Below are 18,823 nucleotides of genomic sequence, written 5' to 3'. Positions count from 1 at the left end.
ATATATAGATATAAGTCAATTTGTGGAGCAAAAGCCTTGTTTATTTATTGTAAATACTTTACAATAGGAACATGACGCAAATTGTTAGGCGATCAACAAAATACACGAATGATGTGATGGCGATTTTAAAGAGCAATCATCACGCGACGAATGCGGAAATTGCTCAGGAATTGCGGAATATTCATCCTGAAGTCAGCGACACTACGGTGCATCGAATAACTCAGCGCCTGTGTGGCGACGGGACGATTGGTTTGGCGCCGCCGACTAAAAAGGGTTGCTTGCGATATGATATTCGTAAGGACGATCACGATCATTTTGTATGCAGTGACTGCGATGGTCTGATGGATATTAAAATTGCCGATGAGATGAGAAAACAGATTGCGCATGAAATTAGCGATTGTTATATTGACGGCCCGTTGGTTGTGACGGGAGTTTGTAAAAAATGCCAGAAAAGGAGGAAATAATGGCTTTATATGAAATTACAACAAAGCAAGAGTTCGAAGATAAGGTGTTAAAAAGCGACGGTCCTGTACTAGTTGATTTTTGGGCGCCGTGGTGTCCGCCATGCCGCGCAATGGCTCCGCTTTTGCATCAAATTGCTGAAGAAACAGAGTTTGATATTGTTAAGGTTGACACTGAAGCAAGTCAGGAAAATGCGCAATTGGCTATGGAATATCGCGTGCAGGGAATTCCAAACATGAAGATTTTTGTTGGCGGCGAGGAAGTTGCTGAAATGATCGGCATGAAGCCAAAGCAGACGTTGATTGACGCTTTGGAAAAAGCTGCGAAATAGAAAAATAGAAGGGGGATTTATGAAGGGTTTTAGTGAAAATATCGAAGAGCTTACGTTAGAAAATGATAATTTTCGTCAGGTTTTATATACTGCGAAGCATTGCCAATTGGTGTTGATGAGCCTGCCTGTTGGCGGGGAAATTGGTTCGGAGATTCACGAGGAGAATGATCAATTTTTCAGATTTGAGTCTGGCGAAGGTAAGGTTTTGATTGATGGCAATGAGTATATTGTTTCCGACGGTAGTGCGATTATTGTGCCGGCGGGAGCTGAGCATAATGTGATAAATATCGGCAAGGAGCCACTTAAGCTTTATACTATTTATAGTCCGGCACACCATAAAGATGGAATCGTTCGGGCAACTCGCGAAGAAGCAGATGCTAACGAAGAAGATTTTGACGGTGTAACCACAGAATAAACTGTCGCCAAAGGAGAAAGTTTCTACTAATTATGTCTCGCAAAGGATCGATAGTTGGCGAGATGTTTAGTTCATTCGTGCGGGCAATTTTTCGTGGAACTGCATGTGTCATATTGCTAATTTTTAGGATTGTACCGAAGAAGGACCGCGTGCGGGTGATTATTTATCATGATGATGGTGATATTTTGCTGGTCAAAAATCGTTTTAGCCGTCAAAAGTGGGCTCTACCGGGAGGCGGGGCGAAGCATAATGAGAGTTATGAACAGGCTGCCGTGAGAGAAGTCTTGGAAGAAATTGGATTAAAAATACATAATCTGCGATATCTCGGAAAAGCTAATTCTCATGAATCATATGCCAAATTTTCAGTTCAAGTTTTTGCGGCGCACGCGTCTGATTATGACATAAAATGCAACTTTGAAATAATGGAAGCCCGGTGGCTTAATATAAATTATCTTCCTGAAGAATATTACGCTTTGTATGCTAACATGCGTCAGTAGGCGACGCTGTTTTATGTATAATCTATACAATTATATTTTTTCATTTGGAGATGAAGCAGAAGTATTGGAACCTGAAGAAGTTAGAATGCAAATTAAAAAAATGATAAATAAAATGGCAGAAAAATATATAATATGACAAATGGTGTCAAGTATTCTCTTGTATAATAAAATTAACCAAATGTAAAGGGAGGACCGGATAATGAAATATGAGTGGAGAAAACAAGAAAAGAATCTTTATGGTGTAAAGCAAACACCTATCATTGTAGAAGTACCAAAGCAAAAATTTATTTTGGTAAAAGGTAAAGGAAATCCGAATGAGGTAGATTTTTCAGATAGAATATCCGCATTATATTCTCTTGCCTATGCCATTAAAATGTTGTTTAAAAATGCAATGAAAAATAAAACTGATAACGAGATTACAGATTTTACGGTATATCCATTAGAAGGCTTTTGGAAAAAAGTAAATGGAGAAGAGCTTGATAAAAATAAACTGGAATACACATTGATGATTAAACAACCTGATTTTATTACACAAGAGATATTCACAAAGGCACTTGAAAATGTAAAAAAGAAAAAGCCCAACGTATTGTATGATGAGATAAGTTTTAGAGAAATAGAAGAGGGTAAATCTATTCATATTTTACATGTTGGAAGTTATGATAACGAGCCAAAGTCATTTGAATTGATGAATGAATTTGCAAGAAAATTTGATCTTACAAGAATAGGTGATTTTCATAAAGAAATATACCTAAGTAATAAAAACAGGACATCAGAAGAAAAACAAAAAACTATATTAAGATATTCAGTGAAATAGGAGGAATTTGTTGTGCCGGTTTTACAGTCTATAGTTAGGGAATCGTTGTTGTGATGCGACCCTGCTTTTATGCTATCATATGAGTATGAACGATCGACAAATTGCCCAGCTTGAAGTAGTAAAGACTAAAGTTCGGCAGTTATTGGGCGGTGATAATTCGGGACATGCTGACGATCATGTCGAGCGAGTAGCGTTGTTGGCAGAGCGTTTTGCTAACGAATGCAGCGAATCAGTGAACCTGCAAGAAGTGCTATTGACGGCTTGGCTGCATGATGTCGATGATTATAAATTAGTCGGTAAAACGCAGGCGGAAAAATTGACGAACGCAGTAGATATTATGGCGCAGGCAGAGATAGCTGATGATTTAAGTCAGGTTGTGCTGGAAAATATTGCGGCGATTGGTTATAGCAAACGGCTGAACGGCAAGCAGCCGCAGCGGCTGGCGGGGAAATTGGCGTCTGACGCTGATATGTGTGATGCTATTGGTGCGGTCGGCATTGAGCGGGCGTTGGCTTATGCTTGTCATCACGGCGGTCGGATTTTTGATCCTAAAGTCTGGCCGAATGTCAATCTGGCGGCGCACGAATATAACGCTGATGGCAATACGCATGATACTGACGGATTTATCAATCACTTCTTTGAGAAACTGCTGAAATTGAAAGGTTTGATGTTGACTGAGCCAGGACGAATAGAAGCAGAAAATCGTCATCAAATTATGGTTGATTTTCTTCGCGCCTATTTCCGCGAGAAGAATGCGTCTGACTGGAGTGAGTTTTTGGAGGAATATTTACGCAGCGTCGATTAAATATTGAAGAATGGCTAGCTTTCGCCTTTTATTGATCTGATCAATGATTTGTAGTTATATGAAATTATGACAAAGTATAAAATTGAACGGATTTATGAGTCGACCGCGTCAGACGATAGTTATCGTGTGCTGGTCGATCGACTGTGGCCGCGCGGAATTAGCAAAGAGCGAGCCGTATTGGACGAGTGGAATAAAGAAATTGCCCCGACCGATGAATTACGTAAATGGTTTAACCATGATCCAGAAAAATTCCTGGAATTTTCTCGCCGTTATATGAAGGAGCTAGATAATAATCCTGCGGCTGCCGAAGCAAAGAATAATTGGAACGAACAATCTGCAGTTACGCTGTTATATGGCGCCAAAGATACGGAGCATAATCAGGCGGTAGTTCTCAAAAAGTGGTTGGAAGATTAGGTCAATCGTTAAAAGAATGCTTGCATAATTGCCGTGTTTAGATTGTAATGTATTTAATGAATCAAGCATTGCAAGCTAAGCTGAAAACTTTGCCGCGAACGCCCGGCGTTTATTTTCATAAGTCGGCGAGCGGCGAGGTAATTTATGTTGGCAAGGCGGCGGTTCTTAAAAATCGCGTACGTCAGTATTTTCAAGATTCGCGCGGGCGAGACAATAAAACTATGGCACTGGTGGCGGAGATTTTTGATACTGATTGGATTGAAACTGAGAGTGAGGTTGACGCGCTATTCTTGGAAAGCGAGATGATCAAGCGGTATATGCCGCGATACAACGTTCTGCTGCGTGATGACAAATCTCAGATGTATGTTCGGATTGATATGAAAAGCGATTGGCCGACAGTCAGTTTTACGCGGAATCCTGCCGATGATGGCGCGGATTATTTTGGTCCGTTTTACAATGGTTTTGCACTAAAAAAAGCGTTGCGCTATTTGAGGCGAATTTTTCCGTATCTCACTCACCAAAGACGCCCTGGGCAATCAAAGTTGGATGAAGATTTGGGCTTAAGTCCAAAAATAAGTGATGGCTCGGACGCGTATAAAACTAGTTTGCGTAAATTGATAAGTTATATCAAGGGAAATCGCAAGGCTATTGCTGTGGAATTGGAGCGTGATATGAAAACGGCTGCGGGACTTCATGATTTTGAGCGGGCGGCAAGTCTGAGAAATAAGTTGCGCGCCATGCAAGAGCTTCAGCGACGCGTTATGTTTGGCGATAAGGAATTTTTGGATATTTCAAAAGACAAGGCACTGGCCGATTTGGCAAAACTACTTGGCTTGAAAAATATTCCAGTGCGAATTGAGGGCTATGATATTTCGCATATGAACGGACGCCAAGTTGTAGCGAGTATGGTGGTCTTTACGAATGGTGTGAGCGATCGTGCGGGATATCGCAAATTTAAGGTGGGTGAAAAAAACGACGACACTGGAAATATGTACGAGGTGATTTTTAGGCGACTTGGCGAGCGAAATGTCAAAAGTTGGGGTCGTCCGGATTTGTTGTTGATTGACGGCGGAAAAGGTCAACTCTCGGCGGCGATTAAGGCGAGGGATGAGCGCGGAATAAAATTGCCGATTATTAGCATCGCCAAACGCGAGGAAGAAATTATTATTCATAAAACTGGCTCGCAAATTGACATGTCATATATCGAGGAACTGCAAAAATCTATTCATCAGGACATCGCTATCTACGAAGATAATGATGTGTATGTAGTGAATTTACATCCTGCTCAGCGCAACGCCGGATCTCATTCAAAGAATCTACGAGGCTCTGCTATTGATGACGATTCCAGCCGGGACAATTTTACAAAAAGTTCTATTGCGACGACAGATATTGTCAAGCTTTTCCAGCGGATTCGTGACGAATCACACCGATTTGCTGTGAGTTATCATACAGCGCTGAAGCGTCAAAATCAGACGAAAAACCAACTGGAAGAAATTCCGGGAATTGGCCCAAAGACACGTGCGAAATTGCTAAGGAAGTTTGGTAGTGTGAAAAAAATTATCGAGGCGGATTATACGGAATTGCAGGCGGAAGTTGGCACGAAAAAGGCGAATTTGATTAAACGCTTGTCTTAAGTTTTGGGCGACCAATCGACAATAAAGCATAAATTATATATAATAAGACTAATGAAAAGACAATTTGCGACGTTTTTGATTCGGCTAATTCTTAACTCGGTAGGTATTTGGGTTGCAGTGCGGCTGCTTGGAAACGAAACTCCAGGCGCAACTTCTGCGTGGACGTTTATGATGGCGGGGTTGATATTTTCGGTAGTGAATAGCGTGTTGAAGCCAATCGTTACGATTTTAGCTCTGCCAGCAATTCTATTGACCTTAGGACTGTTTACTTTAATTGTGAACGGATTTATGGTTTACATTTCATTAGCTTTGGCGCCAGGAATTTCTATGACTTTTGCGCATTCAATTATTGCCGGGATTATATTGAGTTTGGTAAACTATATTATAAGTAGCGCGCTGGTTTTGCAGCGGGAAGAAAAGGAGTAATATGTCAATTGATACAATTTTACCGTACGTGACACTTGGATCTGCCGTACTGATGATTATCGCAATTTTGTTGCAGCAACGAGGCGCAAGTTTGGGCGCAGGATTCGGCTCGTCTGGGGAATTATTCACTACTCGTCGCGGATTTGATAAAAACTTGTTTGATGTAACTATTGTTTTTGCGGTGATTTTTGTGCTATCGATTTTGGCAAGTATGATTTTGCCGGGATTGCAAAAATAGGAGAATAGATTTGAGCTCGGATAATTCGTCATGGAATCGTTTTGCGCGGCTAAAAGTTTCCAGTAAAGATGTCAATAAGCGTCTGCGCAAGATTGAAAAGGGAAGTTTGCGTCATGCGCATAAATTCGTGACATCCAGGTTGGATCGTTTGTCTAATGTGCGACGTCGGGTTTCTGTCTGGATTATCTTAGTATTGGTGATGATTGGCGCCAGCGCGGTGCAGTGGAATATTTCTCGCAATTCTTTCACGACAATGGCATACACTTCTGGCGGATCGTATTCTGAGGGTGTGCTGGGTCCTTTGGAAAACTTAAATCCGATTTTCGCAAAAACCAATGCTGAAAAATCCGCCGCGAAATTGCTATTTTCAAGTTTGTATCGATATGACTCAACGGGCAATATAAAGGCTGACATGGCGGATAGCGTCAGCGTGAACGATAAAGAAACTGAATATACGGTTAAGTTGAAGAAGGGCTTGAAGTGGTCAGACGGGCAAGATTTAACTGTGGACGATGTAATTTTTACGTTGAAGCTATTAGCGAATCCAGAAGTTGGAGCTGAGATATCTGGCTGGAAATCCATAAAATTCGAGAAAGTGTCTGACGATTCGGTGAAATTTATCTTGCCGTCGTCATATTCGCCGTTTGTCCACGCTTTGACATTTCCGATTATCCCTAAGCATATATTAAAAGACGTTAAGCCGTCGAATTTACGTGAACATGATTTTAATAAATCGCCTATATCCAGCGGTCCATTCGCCTTTAGGCTGCTGCAGAATGTAACGAGCGATGGTAGTAAAAAAGTGCTATATTTGCAGTCGAATAGCAATTATTATGGCGGCACGCCTAAGTTAGAGCGATTCCAGTTGTACGCGTATCCGACGCAGGATGATATTGCGAAAAGTTTGCGTACGCGAGAAATTACAGGAACTCCAGAATTGATCTATAACGATCAATCCGCCGAGGTAAAATCTATGTATGCCGCAGAAGCGCATTCTTTGAATAACGGAGTTTACGCGCTGTTTAATAACAACAGTCAGTTTTTGCGATCAAAAGCAGTTCGCCAAGCTTTGTCGCTCAGTGTCGACACATCCAAGCTGCGCCAATCTTTGTCATTGTCTACAGAGGAATTATCTGGTCCAACACTTAACAAATTCCTGGGAAAGAATTCGAATTCGTCTAGTTATGACGTCAAGAAAGCGAAATCTCTACTGGACGCTGAGGGCTGGAAGAGTGTGAATAATGTTCGTCAGAAGGGAAATGATAAGTTAAAACTCAACGTGGTTGTTTTGAAGAATAGCAATTACGAAAAGGTCGCCAGATATTTGGCTCAAGTTTGGTATGACGAGCTGAACATAGAATCGGATATTAAAGTTGTCGATCCGAACGACGCCACTCAAAATATTCTTCAGACAGTTTTGCAGCCGCGCAATTTTGACGTGCTGGTTTATGAGCTCTCCTTGGGTGGCGACCCTGATGTTTACGCCTATTGGCATTCTTCGCAGGCAACCAATAATGGTTTAAATTTCTCCAATTACAATAACGCGATAGCGGACGATGCTCTGGAGAGCGGTCGATCTAAAATCTCGGCAAAGCAACGCGCTGATCGTTACGCGAAGTTCACTGCCATTTGGCAAGCGGACGCTCCAGCGATTGCCTTGTATCAGCCAAAGTTTGACTATATTCATATTCGGAATGTTAAGGCTCTCGACGCAAGCACCGAAGTCGTCAATCCCGTCGATCGCTATGTCGATGTTCAATATTGGGCGACAGAGAAAAAGTCCGTTTACAAAACCCCGTAATCGGGTATAATGGTAAGTGGTTATGCGGGCGTGGCGGAATTGGTAGACGCGCTAGCTTGAGGGGCTAGTGAGCATTGCGCTCGTGGAAGTTCAAGTCTTCTCGCTCGCACCAAACATATTGCAATTATTGGATGAGTTGTTTGTGATATGTTTTATAAAATCTGATATAATAAAGGCGGTGGCGCGTTGGCGGAGCGGTTACGCAGAGGTCTGCAAAACCTTTTAGACGAGTTCGACTCTCGTACGTGCCTCCAATTTTTTGATAAATAGTCCTGAGCATTGGGCTATTTTTTATTTTGCGAAATTGTACAATTTGCTTAGAGAATATAGTATAATATAAGTAGTCTGGCGCGCGGGCGTCTAGATTGTATATAAATAAGCGCGAGTGGCGGAATTGGTAGACGCGAGGGACTTAAAATCCCTTGACCAAAAGTCGTGCGGGTTCGATTCCCGCCTTGCGCACCAAAGTTGTAAAGAAAGTAATATTGAATAGGAAAGGGACAAGGTAAGAAATGAGTCCATTGGTAATTGTACTTATTGTTACAGTAGTAGTTTTATTAGTGCTCGTAGGAGTTGTAATTGGTGCATACAACGGTTTGGTTGTATTGCGTAACCGCGTAGAAGAAGCGTGGAGTGATATTACTGTCCAGTTAAAGCGCCGAACTGATCTAATTCCAAATTTGGTAAACTCAGTAAAAGGCTATGCTACACACGAAAAAGAAGTGTTTGAGAAGGTTGCAGAAGCTCGTTCGGCAATTATGAATGCCGGCAGCGTGGCTGAAACCGCCAAGGCTGAAAATGCTTTGGAAGGCGCTTTGAAGAGCTTGTTCGCCGTATCTGAGGCTTACCCAGAATTGAAAGCAAACCAGAACTTCTTGCAATTGCAGCAGGAATTGGTTGACACTGAGGATAAAATCCAAGCAGCTCGCCGATTCTACAACGGTGGCGTTCGCGACCTGAACACGAAGATCCAGACTTTCCCAACAAACATCATCGCGGGAATGTTTGGCTTCCAAGCTAAGGAATTCTTCGACGTTGAGGATCGCGCAAGCATCGAAAATCCAGTTGAAGTAAAGTTCTAATTGAACCCTGAAATGAAAATCGCTCGTCTATTTTTAGCGGGCGATTTTTGATATAATTAACATATGTACAATGCAGTTTTTCAAAACAAACGCAACACAATATTAATTATGTCTGTGTTTGTGATAATTATTGGAGTCATCGGTCTGTTTATTGGAGTGGCAACTGACAGCTATTCGCTAGCGCTCATCATTTTCATATGTGCGATATTGTATGCTTGGTTGCAATATTTTATAGCTGGCAAGTTGGCTATGATGATGACCGGCGCTCAGGAAATTAGCAAAAATGATGCTCCTGAACTTTGGCGAGTGGTGGAAAATTTGTCTATCGCTTCTGGCATGCCGATGCCGAAAGTTTATGTTATCGACGATCCAGCTCCAAATGCTTTTGCGACTGGTCGCGACCCAAATCATGCTATTGTTGGCGCGACTACTGGGCTTTTGGATATTATGGACAAGCGTGAGCTGGAAGCGGTTATGGCGCATGAAATGAGTCACGTGCGAAATTACGACATCCGTGTGAGTATGATTGCTTTTGGTTTGGTTAGCGCAATTGGGCTGTTTGCAGATTTGGCGCTTAGGATGATGTTTTATAGTGATGACCGTGACAGAGATGTTAATCCTATCATCTACGCTTTCGGGTTGATTGTGGGTATATTGGCGCCGCTTTTAGCAACGATAACCCAATTGGCGGTTAGTCGACAGCGTGAATATCTGGCGGATGCTTCGGGTGTATTATTGACACGAGATACTGAAGGGTTAGCAAGCGCGCTGGAAAAATTGCGCCAATACGGCAGACCAATGCAAAAACAAAGTTCTTCTACTGCCAATTTGTTCATGAATAATCCTTTGAAACCCGGATTTTTCTCAAAATTATTTAGTACTCATCCACCGCTAGAAGACAGAATTGCAAGGTTGAGAAATAACGCAACAAAGATGTAATTATGGCAACGAAAACCTCCAAAAAACGAGTAGTCAAGAATCCTAAGAAGTCAAATACTGATCATAAAAAAGGTGTATGGCCTGGTATTAAACGGGACTTTAGCAAATTAAATCAGCAGCGGCGTAATTTTCTGCAGCGCCGACCTCATCGTAGTTTTCGGCTAACTAAGCGACGAGATTACCAACGAGATCTTAAAATTCCAGGATATTGGTCGCTGACTAGTGAGGCTTGTCGTCTGGTATGGCGAAATAAGAAAACTTTTTTGGCGTTAATCATCGTTATGTCGATATTGACGTTTGCTTTAGCCAGCGTCATGTCGCAAGATACATACCAACAACTTAAAGACGTGATGAATCAGGCTGAGTCGAATGGATTCGGCGGAATTTATACAACAATTAGCCTATTCTCTGGCGTTGCAGTTAGCTATATTTCCGGTAGCGGAACGGCTGGTGGAAATGTGCAGCAAGCGGCGGGAATCTTTCTGGGGCTGCTCACTTGGCTGTCGTCTGTTTGGCTAACGCGAGCTATTTTAATTGGTAAAAAACCGAAAATGCGCGATGGTTTGTATAGCTCTGGGTCGCCTATAATTGCGCTGATAATTGTTATCGGGGTTTTCTTGATTCAAATGGTGCCGGCGGCAGTGGCGGTGATTATTTATAGCGCGCTTAATGCTTCGGGAGTGTTAAATCAAACGCCGATTCTGATGGCGGCTGGCGGTGCGGCGATTCTGATAGTGGCGATGTCCGTCTATTGGGCGACTTCTACGGTTTTTGCGATGATCATCGTAACATTGCCGGGAATGTATCCGTTTCACGCGCTGCGTTTGTCGGGTGATATTGTGACGGGGCGAAGACTAAGAATTTTGCTGAGATTCGCGTGGGCTGTTGTTTTGGCTGTGCTTTTGTGGGCGGTCGTTCTGATTCCGGTAATTCTGCTTGACGGCGCGCTGAAGGGATGGATTAGTGGCATCGACTGGCTGCCAATTGTCCCAACAACTGGCTTAATTTTACTTTACGTAACGATAATTATGATTTCCGTGTATGTCTATTTGTTCTACAGAAAGGTGGTTGAAAGTGACACCAAAAAAACCAAGAATTGACGAAATTAAAGACCTGTTAAATCGTTATAGCTACGAATACTACACCTTGAACAAACCGAGTGTGAGCGATGCGGTTTATGACAGCCTGATGGATGAACTGAAGAAAATTGAATCGGATCACCCAGAACTGATTACTGTCGATAGTCCTACGCAGCGAGTTGGAAATAAGCTGCTCGACGGTTTTCAAAAAGTAAAGCACGCGCGCCGAATGGTCAGTTTGAATGACGTTTTCGATAAAAGTGAAGTTGAGGCGTGGATTGAGCGAACTGGTAAATTGATACCGGGTCAGCGACATGAATTTTTTACGGATATAAAAATGGACGGATTGGCGTGTGCGTTGATTTATGTCGACGGCGTACTATTCCAAGCTGTGACGCGTGGCGATAGTTTTGTTGGCGAAGATGTAACGAATAATGTTCGGACTATTAAAAACGTACCGCTTCGTCTGCGTGAAGCGGCGGGTTTTGAGAATTTTTTGCATGGTCGGACAGAGATTCGTGGCGAAATTGTTATGCTGAAACGGGATTTTGAGGAGCTTAATAAAAAGCAGAAATCTCTAGGGCTGCCTACATTTGCCAATCCGCGCAATTTGGCTGCGGGGACGATTCGTCAATTAGATCCTGCGCTGGTGGCGGCGCGTCCGTTGCATTTTCGCGGATATGATGTGATTCGCGATGATAGTTCGGAAGTTCCGACGAATAGTTTTGCTTACGAGGGCTTGACGGCGCTGGGGATTTCTCGCAATCAGCAAGCCAGTGTCTTTGATAATTTATCCGACGTGATGAAATTTGTTGATGAGTGGAGCGACAAGCGTCATGATTTGCCGTTTAATACGGACGGGCTGGTTATTAAGATTAACGATCGAGAGATATACGACAATCTCGGGATGGTGGGTAAAAATCCGCGTGGGGCGGTGGCTTATAAGTATGCGGCCGAAGAAGCTACGACGATCGTTCGGGACATAGTCATTTCTATCGGGCGAACCGGTGCGGCGACTCCAGTGGCTGTGTTTGATCCAGTAGTGGTGGCGGGAACTACGGTGCAGCACGCCAGCTTGCATAACGCCGATGAAATTGAGCGTTTGGATATTCGACGAGGCGACACTGTGGTGATTTTTAAGGCTGGCGATATTATTCCGCAAGTTGAGAATGTTTTGAAGGAATTGCGACCCGCAGATTCTGAGCCAATTGATTATGAAGCAGAGCTAAAACGGCAATATCCGGAGTTGGAATTTGTGCGACCGGAAGGTGAAGCTGTTTACCGAGTTAAGGGCTCTAGTGGTCCGCTGATTTTGAAGCGAGCTTTGGCGCATTTCGCGTCTAAGGGCGCGCTTGACATTGATACGCTTGGCGAAAAGAACGTGGAAGTTTTGATTGACAATGGTTTGGTCAGAGATTTGGCGGATATTTTCACGCTTACTAAAGACGATTTGTTGAAGTTGGATCGGTTTGCTGATATTTCTGCGCAAAAGTTAATTTCTGCAATTGCTGATAAAAAACGCCCAGAATTAGAGCGATTTTTGTACGGTCTGGGAATCCGTCATATTGGCGCGCAAACGGCGATTGATTTGACGAATCATTTTGAGAGTATGGAAAATTTGGCGAAAGCGACGATTGATGATTTGCGACAAGTTGATGGCGTGGGTGAAATTGTTGCTGAGTCTGTAGTGGCGTGGTTTGCTGATGAGGATAATGTAAAATTGCTCAATAAATTCACCGAGCTAGGCGTCGTTCCTCGGTTTAATAAAAAATCTGGCGGGTTGAGCGGAAAAAGTTTTGTCATCACGGGTACTCTGAAATCTATGGGACGCGACGCTGTTGCGGATAAAATTCGTAATCTCGGTGGAGTTTTTCAAACTGCAGTTTCTAAAGACACGACATATTTGGTGGCTGGTGGTAAGGTTGGTGCTAGCAAATTGAAAAAGGCTGAGCAATACGGCACGAAAATCATTGACGAGCAAGAACTGTTGAGGATGATAGAAAACGCGGGATGAATTAATGTATAATTTACGCATGGATAAGATTAAAAAACCGAGACTCTATTGTTTCTCTCCAGCGGTAATGTTGGCGACGTTGACAATTGAAATTATTCTGGCAATATATACTTTTTGGAAATATAAATTGAATGCTGTGACGAAGATTGTGATCATGCTGTTGATCTGTTTGGCGCTGTTTCAATGGGCTGAATATAATGTTTGTGAAGGTGCAATTTTTCTGGATAATCTCGGCTGGGCTAAACTTGGCTATATTGCAATTACTATGCTTCCGCCTCTGGGTATTCATTTGATATATAAAATTTCTGGCGATAAGAGGCGGTGGATTCCTGTGCTTGGTTATACTTTTGCCGCAATGTTTATTAGTTATTTTCTATTGGAGGCTAACGGAATTAAGTCTGGGGCTTGCCTGGGTAATTATGTGATTTTTGAAAATCAGCCGGGTGTCGGAATGTGGTATGGTTTGTATTATTACGGCCTATTATTTGCGGCAATTGCTTATGCGTGTGTTAGGAGTAAAACATCCAGCAAACACATTCGGCGCTCTCTAGGTTCGTTGATTGTGGGATATGTTCTATTTATGGCGCCTACGACGTTTGTCAATATCATCGATCCATCGACTATTATCGGAATTCCGTCAATTATGTGTGGATTTGCAGTTTTGATGGCGGTAGTTTTAGCTGGGAAAGTTTTGCCAGAATATGTAAATGAGAAATGATGCTTGTGTTTTTTTGGACGATAATGCATAATTAAACATGAGCTGGTACGCATAGGGGCATTCTCCTATGCTTGCCAATTGAAAGACAAACACATATTCAAATATGCCCCGGGTGGGCGCGTAGCAGCTCTTCTATAATGCTTATGGTATGATATAGTTATGGTTACTGTTTCAAAAAAGAGGGAAGAAAAACTAGCAAAATTAGTGCGAGAATTTTTTGCTGTTCATCCAGAAGTGAAGCTTGTGGCGATAACTGGTAGCGCTGGAAAGGCTAGTGCGAAAATAGCTATCGGTACTGTTTTGGCGCAGCAATTTGATATTCAACTTCGCAATGAAGAGCCGAAAACGAAAGCTGATGTTTTCCTTCAAATGATGGGCGTGAAGATGCCTGAAAAAGGTCTTTTCAAATGGTGGAAGGTGATGCGCGCCGTAAAGAAGAGGATTAAGGCTGAAAAACCGGAAGTTCAAGTGATTGTTCAGGAATTTAATCCAAAGGAACTTGGCTATAACGATTGGTTTAAGGCTTACGTTGTGCCGGATATTACGGTTGTAACTTCTGTGACAAATGGTCGAATGCAGGTTGAATATTCCTTGGAGGAAGTGGCGAATGAGATGATTTCGCTGGCGAATTTCTCACGAATGGCGATGATAAATCGTGATGATATTGACGGGCGTTTTGCTAGTTTTTTGACGAATCCTAATATCACTACGTACGGAAGTGATCCAGTGGCGGAGTATAATTTTGACGATCGTAATTTTTCTCTGAAAGATGGACATCACGGCTTTATTATGTCGCCAGAAAATCCTAACGGATTAGAGGTCAATGTTAAGCTAATTGGCGAGCATAATATTCGTCCAGCGATTGTGGCGGCGGCTATTGGTTATGCGTTTGGTGAAACTGAGGAGAATATAAAAAAGGGTATAGAGAATTTACGTCCACTGCCTGGCAGGATGAATTTGCTGAAGGGCGCGGACAATACTTGGTTGATTGATGATAGCTATAGTTCGACGCCGTTGACTGCCTTGGCGGCTTTACAGTCTTTGTATCGAATTGAGACTCCGCAGCGAATTGCTGTACTTGGCAACATGAATGGCTTAAAGGGAATTTTCGAACAAGCTCACGCTGAACTTGGTTCTCATTGTAGTCCGGATTTGTTGGATTGGGTTGTGACGGTTGGTGAGAAAGCTAATCAATATTTGGCGCCGGCCGCACGCCAAAGAGGTTGTCAGGTGAAGGAATGTAAGAATGCCATCGAGGCTGGGTCTTTCGTGCGCGACAAATTGAAGTCTGAAGGCGTCGCGTTATTTAAGGGTTCAAGTGGCGGCGTATGGCTAGAGGAATCTATAAAAATCAACCTTCATAGCACTGAGGACGATAAATACTTGGTCAGGCAAACGCCGGAGTGGATTGCTAGGAAAAACCAATTTTTCTCACAGTTTAAAGATTAATGTGATATATTAAATTCAAGGTATATAAAACAAGGGGGAATATGGATCAAGGCAATCAACCTGCACCGCAGCCGCAATATAACAGCGTGCCGATGCAACCAAAAAAGAAGAAAACTGGATTGATAATTGGCATAGTGCTGGGAGTTATAGCTCTTATTGCTATTATTTCTGCTGTGCTAGTTTATTTCTTGTGGTGGCAGAATCCAGAAAAGATGGTTACGGACGCTGTGTCTAATGCTATTATGGCAAAGAAGATGACTGCCGACGGTAAGGTGGTTATTGACATGCGCGACCAAGGAAAAATAGAACTAAACGTAAAGACTGCTACTGAGTCGGGAAAGTCAAAGGCTAGTATTGACGCTAAGCTTAATGTTAAGGGAGTTGAGAAAAATATCCCTCTTAAGGGTGATGCGGTTCTTGATAGTGACGGAATGATATATGTGAAGATAAATAACTTTAAGGATTTGTATGGTACTTTGCTTGAGATAGTTATGGAGTCTTCGTCTGGCGGAAACCTATCAAGATCTCAAATAGAAACTTACCGTGATCAGACATTGGAGAAGATGGGTTCTGAGATAGATAAAATGAGTGACACGTGGATGAAGATTTCTCCAGATGAAATCGGTAGCGAATACAAGTGTGGAATTAACGCTCTGAAGAAAATCCAAAGTGACGAAAGTGCACGTAAGGAATTGGCTCAGATTTATCAAAAGAATAGTTTATTCACTATAAAAGATTCAAAGATTAGTGATCGTAACGGCGGACGCGGCTTTGAATTGCAAGGTAATAATAAATCTAATTCGTCAAAATTTGAGGAAGAGTTTAAGAATTCATCAGTCGGTAAGGCGCTCGGTAAGTGTGGAAAATCGAATGGCTACGATAGTAATGACGAATCGACATCTATTGACGAATCTTCATTGAAGGTGTGGGTTGATAGGTCATCTCATGAACTGAAGGCTGTAGAGCTTAAGGGTAATGATAAGAAGGCTTCTGTAGAAATTTCATTTGACATCAATGTGAATAAATCTGAAGAAATCAAGGTTCCTTCGAGTGCTGAGAGCTTGAAAGAGTTTATAGAAGGTTTTATGGAAGGGTATTCGAGCGGATTGTCATCAACCTCGACTAGGTAAATAGCTTAATTGACTAATAATAATCCCGTTCGTAATGAGCGGGATTATTTGCTATAATTACGGATATGAGACGCTATAATCCGACAGAAATTGAACAAAAATGGCAAAACAGATGGGAGGCTGACGGTACTTACGCGGTTGATTTTAATGGCACGACTCGGCCGAAATATTACAGTTTGAGCATGCTTCCGGGGATTACAGGGGCGGGAATTCACATTGGTCACGGTCGTACTTTTCAATTTGCCGACATCAAAGCACGATTTAAGCGTCAGCAGGGCTATAATGTCTATCATCCAATCGGCTGGGACAGCTTTGGTCTGCCGGTTGAAAACTACGCTATTAAAGTCGGAAAAACGCCGCGTGTGGCGCACGATGAGGCGAAAGTTCACTTTAAGGAGCAATTGAAGCGACTTGGGTTTAGTTATGATTGGACAAAAGAAATTTCTACAGCTGATCCAGAATATTACAAATGGACTCAGTGGATTTTTGCGCAATTATACAAGCACGATTTGGCATATCAAAAAGAGCAGCCGCAATGGTGGTGCGAAACTGATAACACAGTGCTTGCTAACGAACAGGTTGAAGGTGGCAAATGTTGGCGCTGTGGTAATCCTGTAACCAAGCGAAATCTCAAGCAGTGGTTTTTCCGAATTACGGCGTATGCAGATGAAATTTTAGAGGCAACCGATGCGCTTGATTGGACGGAAATGGTTAAAACCATGCAGAAAAATTGGATTGGTCGATCAGTTGGCGCGGAAGTTGAATTTGCGGTTAGTGGTCAAGATTCCAAGATTACAGTTTTTACAACTCGTCCTGACACGTTATTTGGCGCGACGTATGTAGCTTTGGCGCCGGAGCATCCTCTGATTTCTCAGTTGGTCAATTCTGATACGCGCGAAAAGGTTGAAGCGTATATCCAAGCTTCGCAACAAAAATCGGATGTTGAGCGCCAAGAGAATAAAGAGAAAACGGGCGTATTTACTGGCAGTTATGTCATAAACCCAGTTAATGGTCAAAAATTGCCAATCTGGGTGGCGGATTATGTTTTGGGTGGCTATGGAACCGGCGCAGTCATGGCGGTGCCAGCGCACGACGAGCGCGATTTTGCGTTTGCCGAGAAGTTTGATTTGCCGATTATCCAGGTTATTGATAAGCCTGAGCATTCAGCCGATGCTGGCTGTTATTCTGGTGAAGGTGAGTTGATAAATTCTGGTCAATTCAATGGGACTAGGAGTGAGGATGCTCGCGAGCAAATTGTTGCGTGGCTGGAGCAGCAGAATTCTGGGCGAAGCAAAACCACGTATAAAATGCGCGATTGGTTGATTTCTCGTCAGCGCTATTGGGGTGCTCCGATTCCAATTGTTCATGTTGATGGCCGTGCGCCAATTGCCGTGGCTGATGAATGCTTGCCGGTGATTTTGCCAGAGGTGGAGAACTTTAAGCCAACGGGCGGTAATACTTCCGTTTTGGCCCAGGTTGATGATTGGGTGCGAGTTTGGGTGGATGTTGAAACTGGAAAAACTGTACCGATTACAGAAAATAAGCCTGACGGCGACAATTGGGTAGAAGGTCGGCGCGAGACTGACACTTTGGATGGCTATGCTTGTTCTAGTTGGTATTTCTTACGATATCTCGACCCACACAACGATAATGAAGCATGGAATCCTGAGAGAATTAACCATTGGATGCCGGTTGATTATTACAATGGTGCTGATCACGCCGTGGCTCACTTGCTATACAGTCGTTTCTGGATGCGATTTTTCTATAAGCTCGGTCTCGTTCCGACTCCAGAACCTTTTAAGCGAATGATGTACAATGCCTACATTATGGCACCAGACGGTCAGAAAATGTCCAAGTCTAAGGGCAACGTTATTGATCCAATGGAGATTATGGACAGTGGATATGGCGCTGATGCGCTGCGAGTTTACGAAATGTTCATCGCGCCTTATGATATGGATGCGCCATGGGATCCTCGTGGCGTTCCGGGAACTTATCGATTCTTAAACCGAGCATGGAATTTGGTTCAGGAGTTCGTTGATAAGGATCCAAACGACTCTCTTGACGCGAATGAAAAAACAGCTCAAGAATTATTGCGATTAACTCACTCGACAATTAAAAAAGTTACTCGCGACATTGAAGATGAGAAGTTTAACACGGCTGTGGCTTCGATGATGGAAATGGTCAATGGCCTGTATAAGATAAAAGAATCGCATGGAATTGACATGTCGGACGAGTGGCGATTTGCGTTAGAAAGTTTGATTCAGATTTTGGCGCCTTTTGCTCCGCATATCACAGAGGAATTGTGGCGTGAAATGGGTCATGATGATACGGTTCATGTTAGTCACTGGCCGAAGTGGGATGAAAAATATCTAAAGAGCGATACGATGACTATTATAGTTCAAGTGAACGGCAAGCTTCGTGCAAAACTTGAACTGCCGAGTGATATGGACAATCAGGGTGTTGAAGAAGCGGCTCTAGCTGACGAAAATGTCCAGAAATTCACAAACAATAAACCACCTAAAAAGATGGTTTATGTTCCAGGTAAGTTGGTGAATATCGTGGTTTAGAAGACGGT

The 18,823-nt window shown here is 42.8% G+C and carries 19 protein-coding genes, 3 tRNA genes and 1 pseudogene; all 23 read left to right on the top strand.

Annotated elements, in window-relative coordinates:
* Positions 1-71: 71 nt before the first annotated feature.
* The 23 genes and pseudogenes from LRM44_RS03515 (at position 72) to leuS (ending at position 18,815) form a co-directional block, all read left to right on the top strand.
* Positions 72-464, top strand: coding sequence for a transcriptional repressor (locus tag LRM44_RS03515; protein WP_243803768.1), 393 nt, complete (start codon positions 72-74; stop codon positions 462-464).
* On the top strand, positions 464-793 hold the full coding sequence (locus LRM44_RS03510; RefSeq protein ID WP_129637096.1) for a thioredoxin family protein: 330 nt from the start codon (positions 464-466) through the stop codon (positions 791-793). Before LRM44_RS03515 ends, LRM44_RS03510 begins: the two co-directional genes overlap by 1 nt.
* Before the next feature lie 19 nt (positions 794-812).
* Complete coding sequence (locus LRM44_RS03505; protein ID WP_243803767.1) at positions 813-1,208, top strand: cupin domain-containing protein; 396 nt, start codon at positions 813-815, stop codon at positions 1,206-1,208.
* Positions 1,209-1,240: 32 nt separating this feature from the next.
* A complete protein-coding gene (locus LRM44_RS03500; RefSeq protein ID WP_243803766.1) occupies positions 1,241-1,705 on the top strand; it encodes an NUDIX hydrolase in 465 nt (154 codons plus the stop codon).
* A gap of 16 nt (positions 1,706-1,721) precedes the next feature.
* Positions 1,722-1,841 (top strand): annotated as a pseudogene (locus LRM44_RS04220) (WCX domain-containing protein); the annotation flags it as partial.
* A 63-nt stretch (positions 1,842-1,904) separates the two neighbouring features.
* Positions 1,905-2,519, top strand: coding sequence for a GyrI-like domain-containing protein (locus tag LRM44_RS03495; RefSeq protein ID WP_243803765.1), 615 nt, complete (start codon positions 1,905-1,907; stop codon positions 2,517-2,519).
* Positions 2,520-2,604: 85 nt separating this feature from the next.
* Positions 2,605-3,324, top strand: a complete 720-nt coding sequence (locus LRM44_RS03490) for an HD domain-containing protein (protein ID WP_243803764.1) — start codon at positions 2,605-2,607, stop codon at positions 3,322-3,324.
* 66 nt (positions 3,325-3,390) lie between these two features.
* On the top strand, positions 3,391-3,738 hold the full coding sequence (locus LRM44_RS03485) for a DUF488 domain-containing protein (protein ID WP_243803763.1): 348 nt from the start codon (positions 3,391-3,393) through the stop codon (positions 3,736-3,738).
* Positions 3,739-3,794: 56 nt separating this feature from the next.
* The gene (locus LRM44_RS03480; RefSeq protein WP_243803762.1) at positions 3,795-5,372 is read left to right on the top strand and encodes a helix-hairpin-helix domain-containing protein; all 1,578 of its coding nucleotides are present in this window, start codon (positions 3,795-3,797) and stop codon (positions 5,370-5,372) included.
* Between the two features lie 51 nt (positions 5,373-5,423).
* Positions 5,424-5,798 carry a phage holin family protein gene (locus tag LRM44_RS03475; protein ID WP_129634579.1) on the top strand — a complete coding sequence of 125 codons (375 nt, stop codon included), beginning with the start codon at positions 5,424-5,426 and terminating at the stop codon, positions 5,796-5,798.
* 1 nt (position 5,799) lies between these two features.
* The gene (gene secG, locus LRM44_RS03470; protein ID WP_129631344.1) at positions 5,800-6,036 is read left to right on the top strand and encodes a preprotein translocase subunit SecG; all 237 of its coding nucleotides are present in this window, start codon (positions 5,800-5,802) and stop codon (positions 6,034-6,036) included.
* Positions 6,037-6,046: 10 nt separating this feature from the next.
* A complete protein-coding gene (locus LRM44_RS03465; protein WP_243803761.1) occupies positions 6,047-7,837 on the top strand; it encodes a peptide ABC transporter substrate-binding protein in 1,791 nt (596 codons plus the stop codon).
* Between the two features lie 24 nt (positions 7,838-7,861).
* A tRNA-Leu gene (locus LRM44_RS03460) sits at positions 7,862-7,949 on the top strand.
* Between the two features lie 68 nt (positions 7,950-8,017).
* Positions 8,018-8,091, top strand: a tRNA-Cys gene (locus LRM44_RS03455).
* Between the two features lie 125 nt (positions 8,092-8,216).
* Positions 8,217-8,302 (top strand) — tRNA-Leu (locus tag LRM44_RS03450).
* Positions 8,303-8,349: 47 nt separating this feature from the next.
* Positions 8,350-8,919, top strand: coding sequence for a LemA family protein (locus tag LRM44_RS03445; protein WP_243803760.1), 570 nt, complete (start codon positions 8,350-8,352; stop codon positions 8,917-8,919).
* Between the two features lie 63 nt (positions 8,920-8,982).
* Positions 8,983-9,858 carry a M48 family metalloprotease gene (locus LRM44_RS03440; RefSeq protein ID WP_243803759.1) on the top strand — a complete coding sequence of 292 codons (876 nt, stop codon included), beginning with the start codon at positions 8,983-8,985 and terminating at the stop codon, positions 9,856-9,858.
* A 2-nt stretch (positions 9,859-9,860) separates the two neighbouring features.
* Entirely contained in the window at positions 9,861-10,958 is a 1,098-nt protein-coding gene (locus LRM44_RS03435; protein WP_243803758.1) for a hypothetical protein, read from the top strand.
* Entirely contained in the window at positions 10,933-12,951 is a 2,019-nt protein-coding gene (gene ligA, locus LRM44_RS03430) for an NAD-dependent DNA ligase LigA (protein ID WP_243803757.1), read from the top strand. The genes LRM44_RS03435 and ligA overlap by 26 nt, the downstream gene beginning before the upstream one ends.
* A 19-nt stretch (positions 12,952-12,970) precedes the next feature.
* Positions 12,971-13,669, top strand: coding sequence for a histidine kinase N-terminal 7TM domain-containing protein (locus LRM44_RS03425; RefSeq protein WP_243803756.1), 699 nt, complete (start codon positions 12,971-12,973; stop codon positions 13,667-13,669).
* A gap of 159 nt (positions 13,670-13,828) precedes the next feature.
* A complete protein-coding gene (locus LRM44_RS03420; protein ID WP_243803755.1) occupies positions 13,829-15,118 on the top strand; it encodes a glutamate ligase domain-containing protein in 1,290 nt (429 codons plus the stop codon).
* Between the two features lie 41 nt (positions 15,119-15,159).
* Positions 15,160-16,248 carry a hypothetical protein gene (locus LRM44_RS03415; protein ID WP_243803754.1) on the top strand — a complete coding sequence of 363 codons (1,089 nt, stop codon included), beginning with the start codon at positions 15,160-15,162 and terminating at the stop codon, positions 16,246-16,248.
* Positions 16,249-16,313: 65 nt separating this feature from the next.
* Positions 16,314-18,815, top strand: coding sequence for a leucine--tRNA ligase (gene leuS / locus LRM44_RS03410; RefSeq protein ID WP_243803753.1), 2,502 nt, complete (start codon positions 16,314-16,316; stop codon positions 18,813-18,815).
* The last annotated feature ends 8 nt before the right edge of the window (positions 18,816-18,823 follow it).

The sequence above is a fragment of the Candidatus Nanosynbacter sp. HMT-352 genome, assembly GCF_022819385.1.
Classification (GTDB): domain Bacteria; phylum Patescibacteriota; class Saccharimonadia; order Saccharimonadales; family Saccharimonadaceae; genus Nanosynbacter.
The sequence above is the reverse complement of the archived record's forward strand: the minus strand, read 5'-3'. Positions and strand labels throughout refer to the sequence as shown.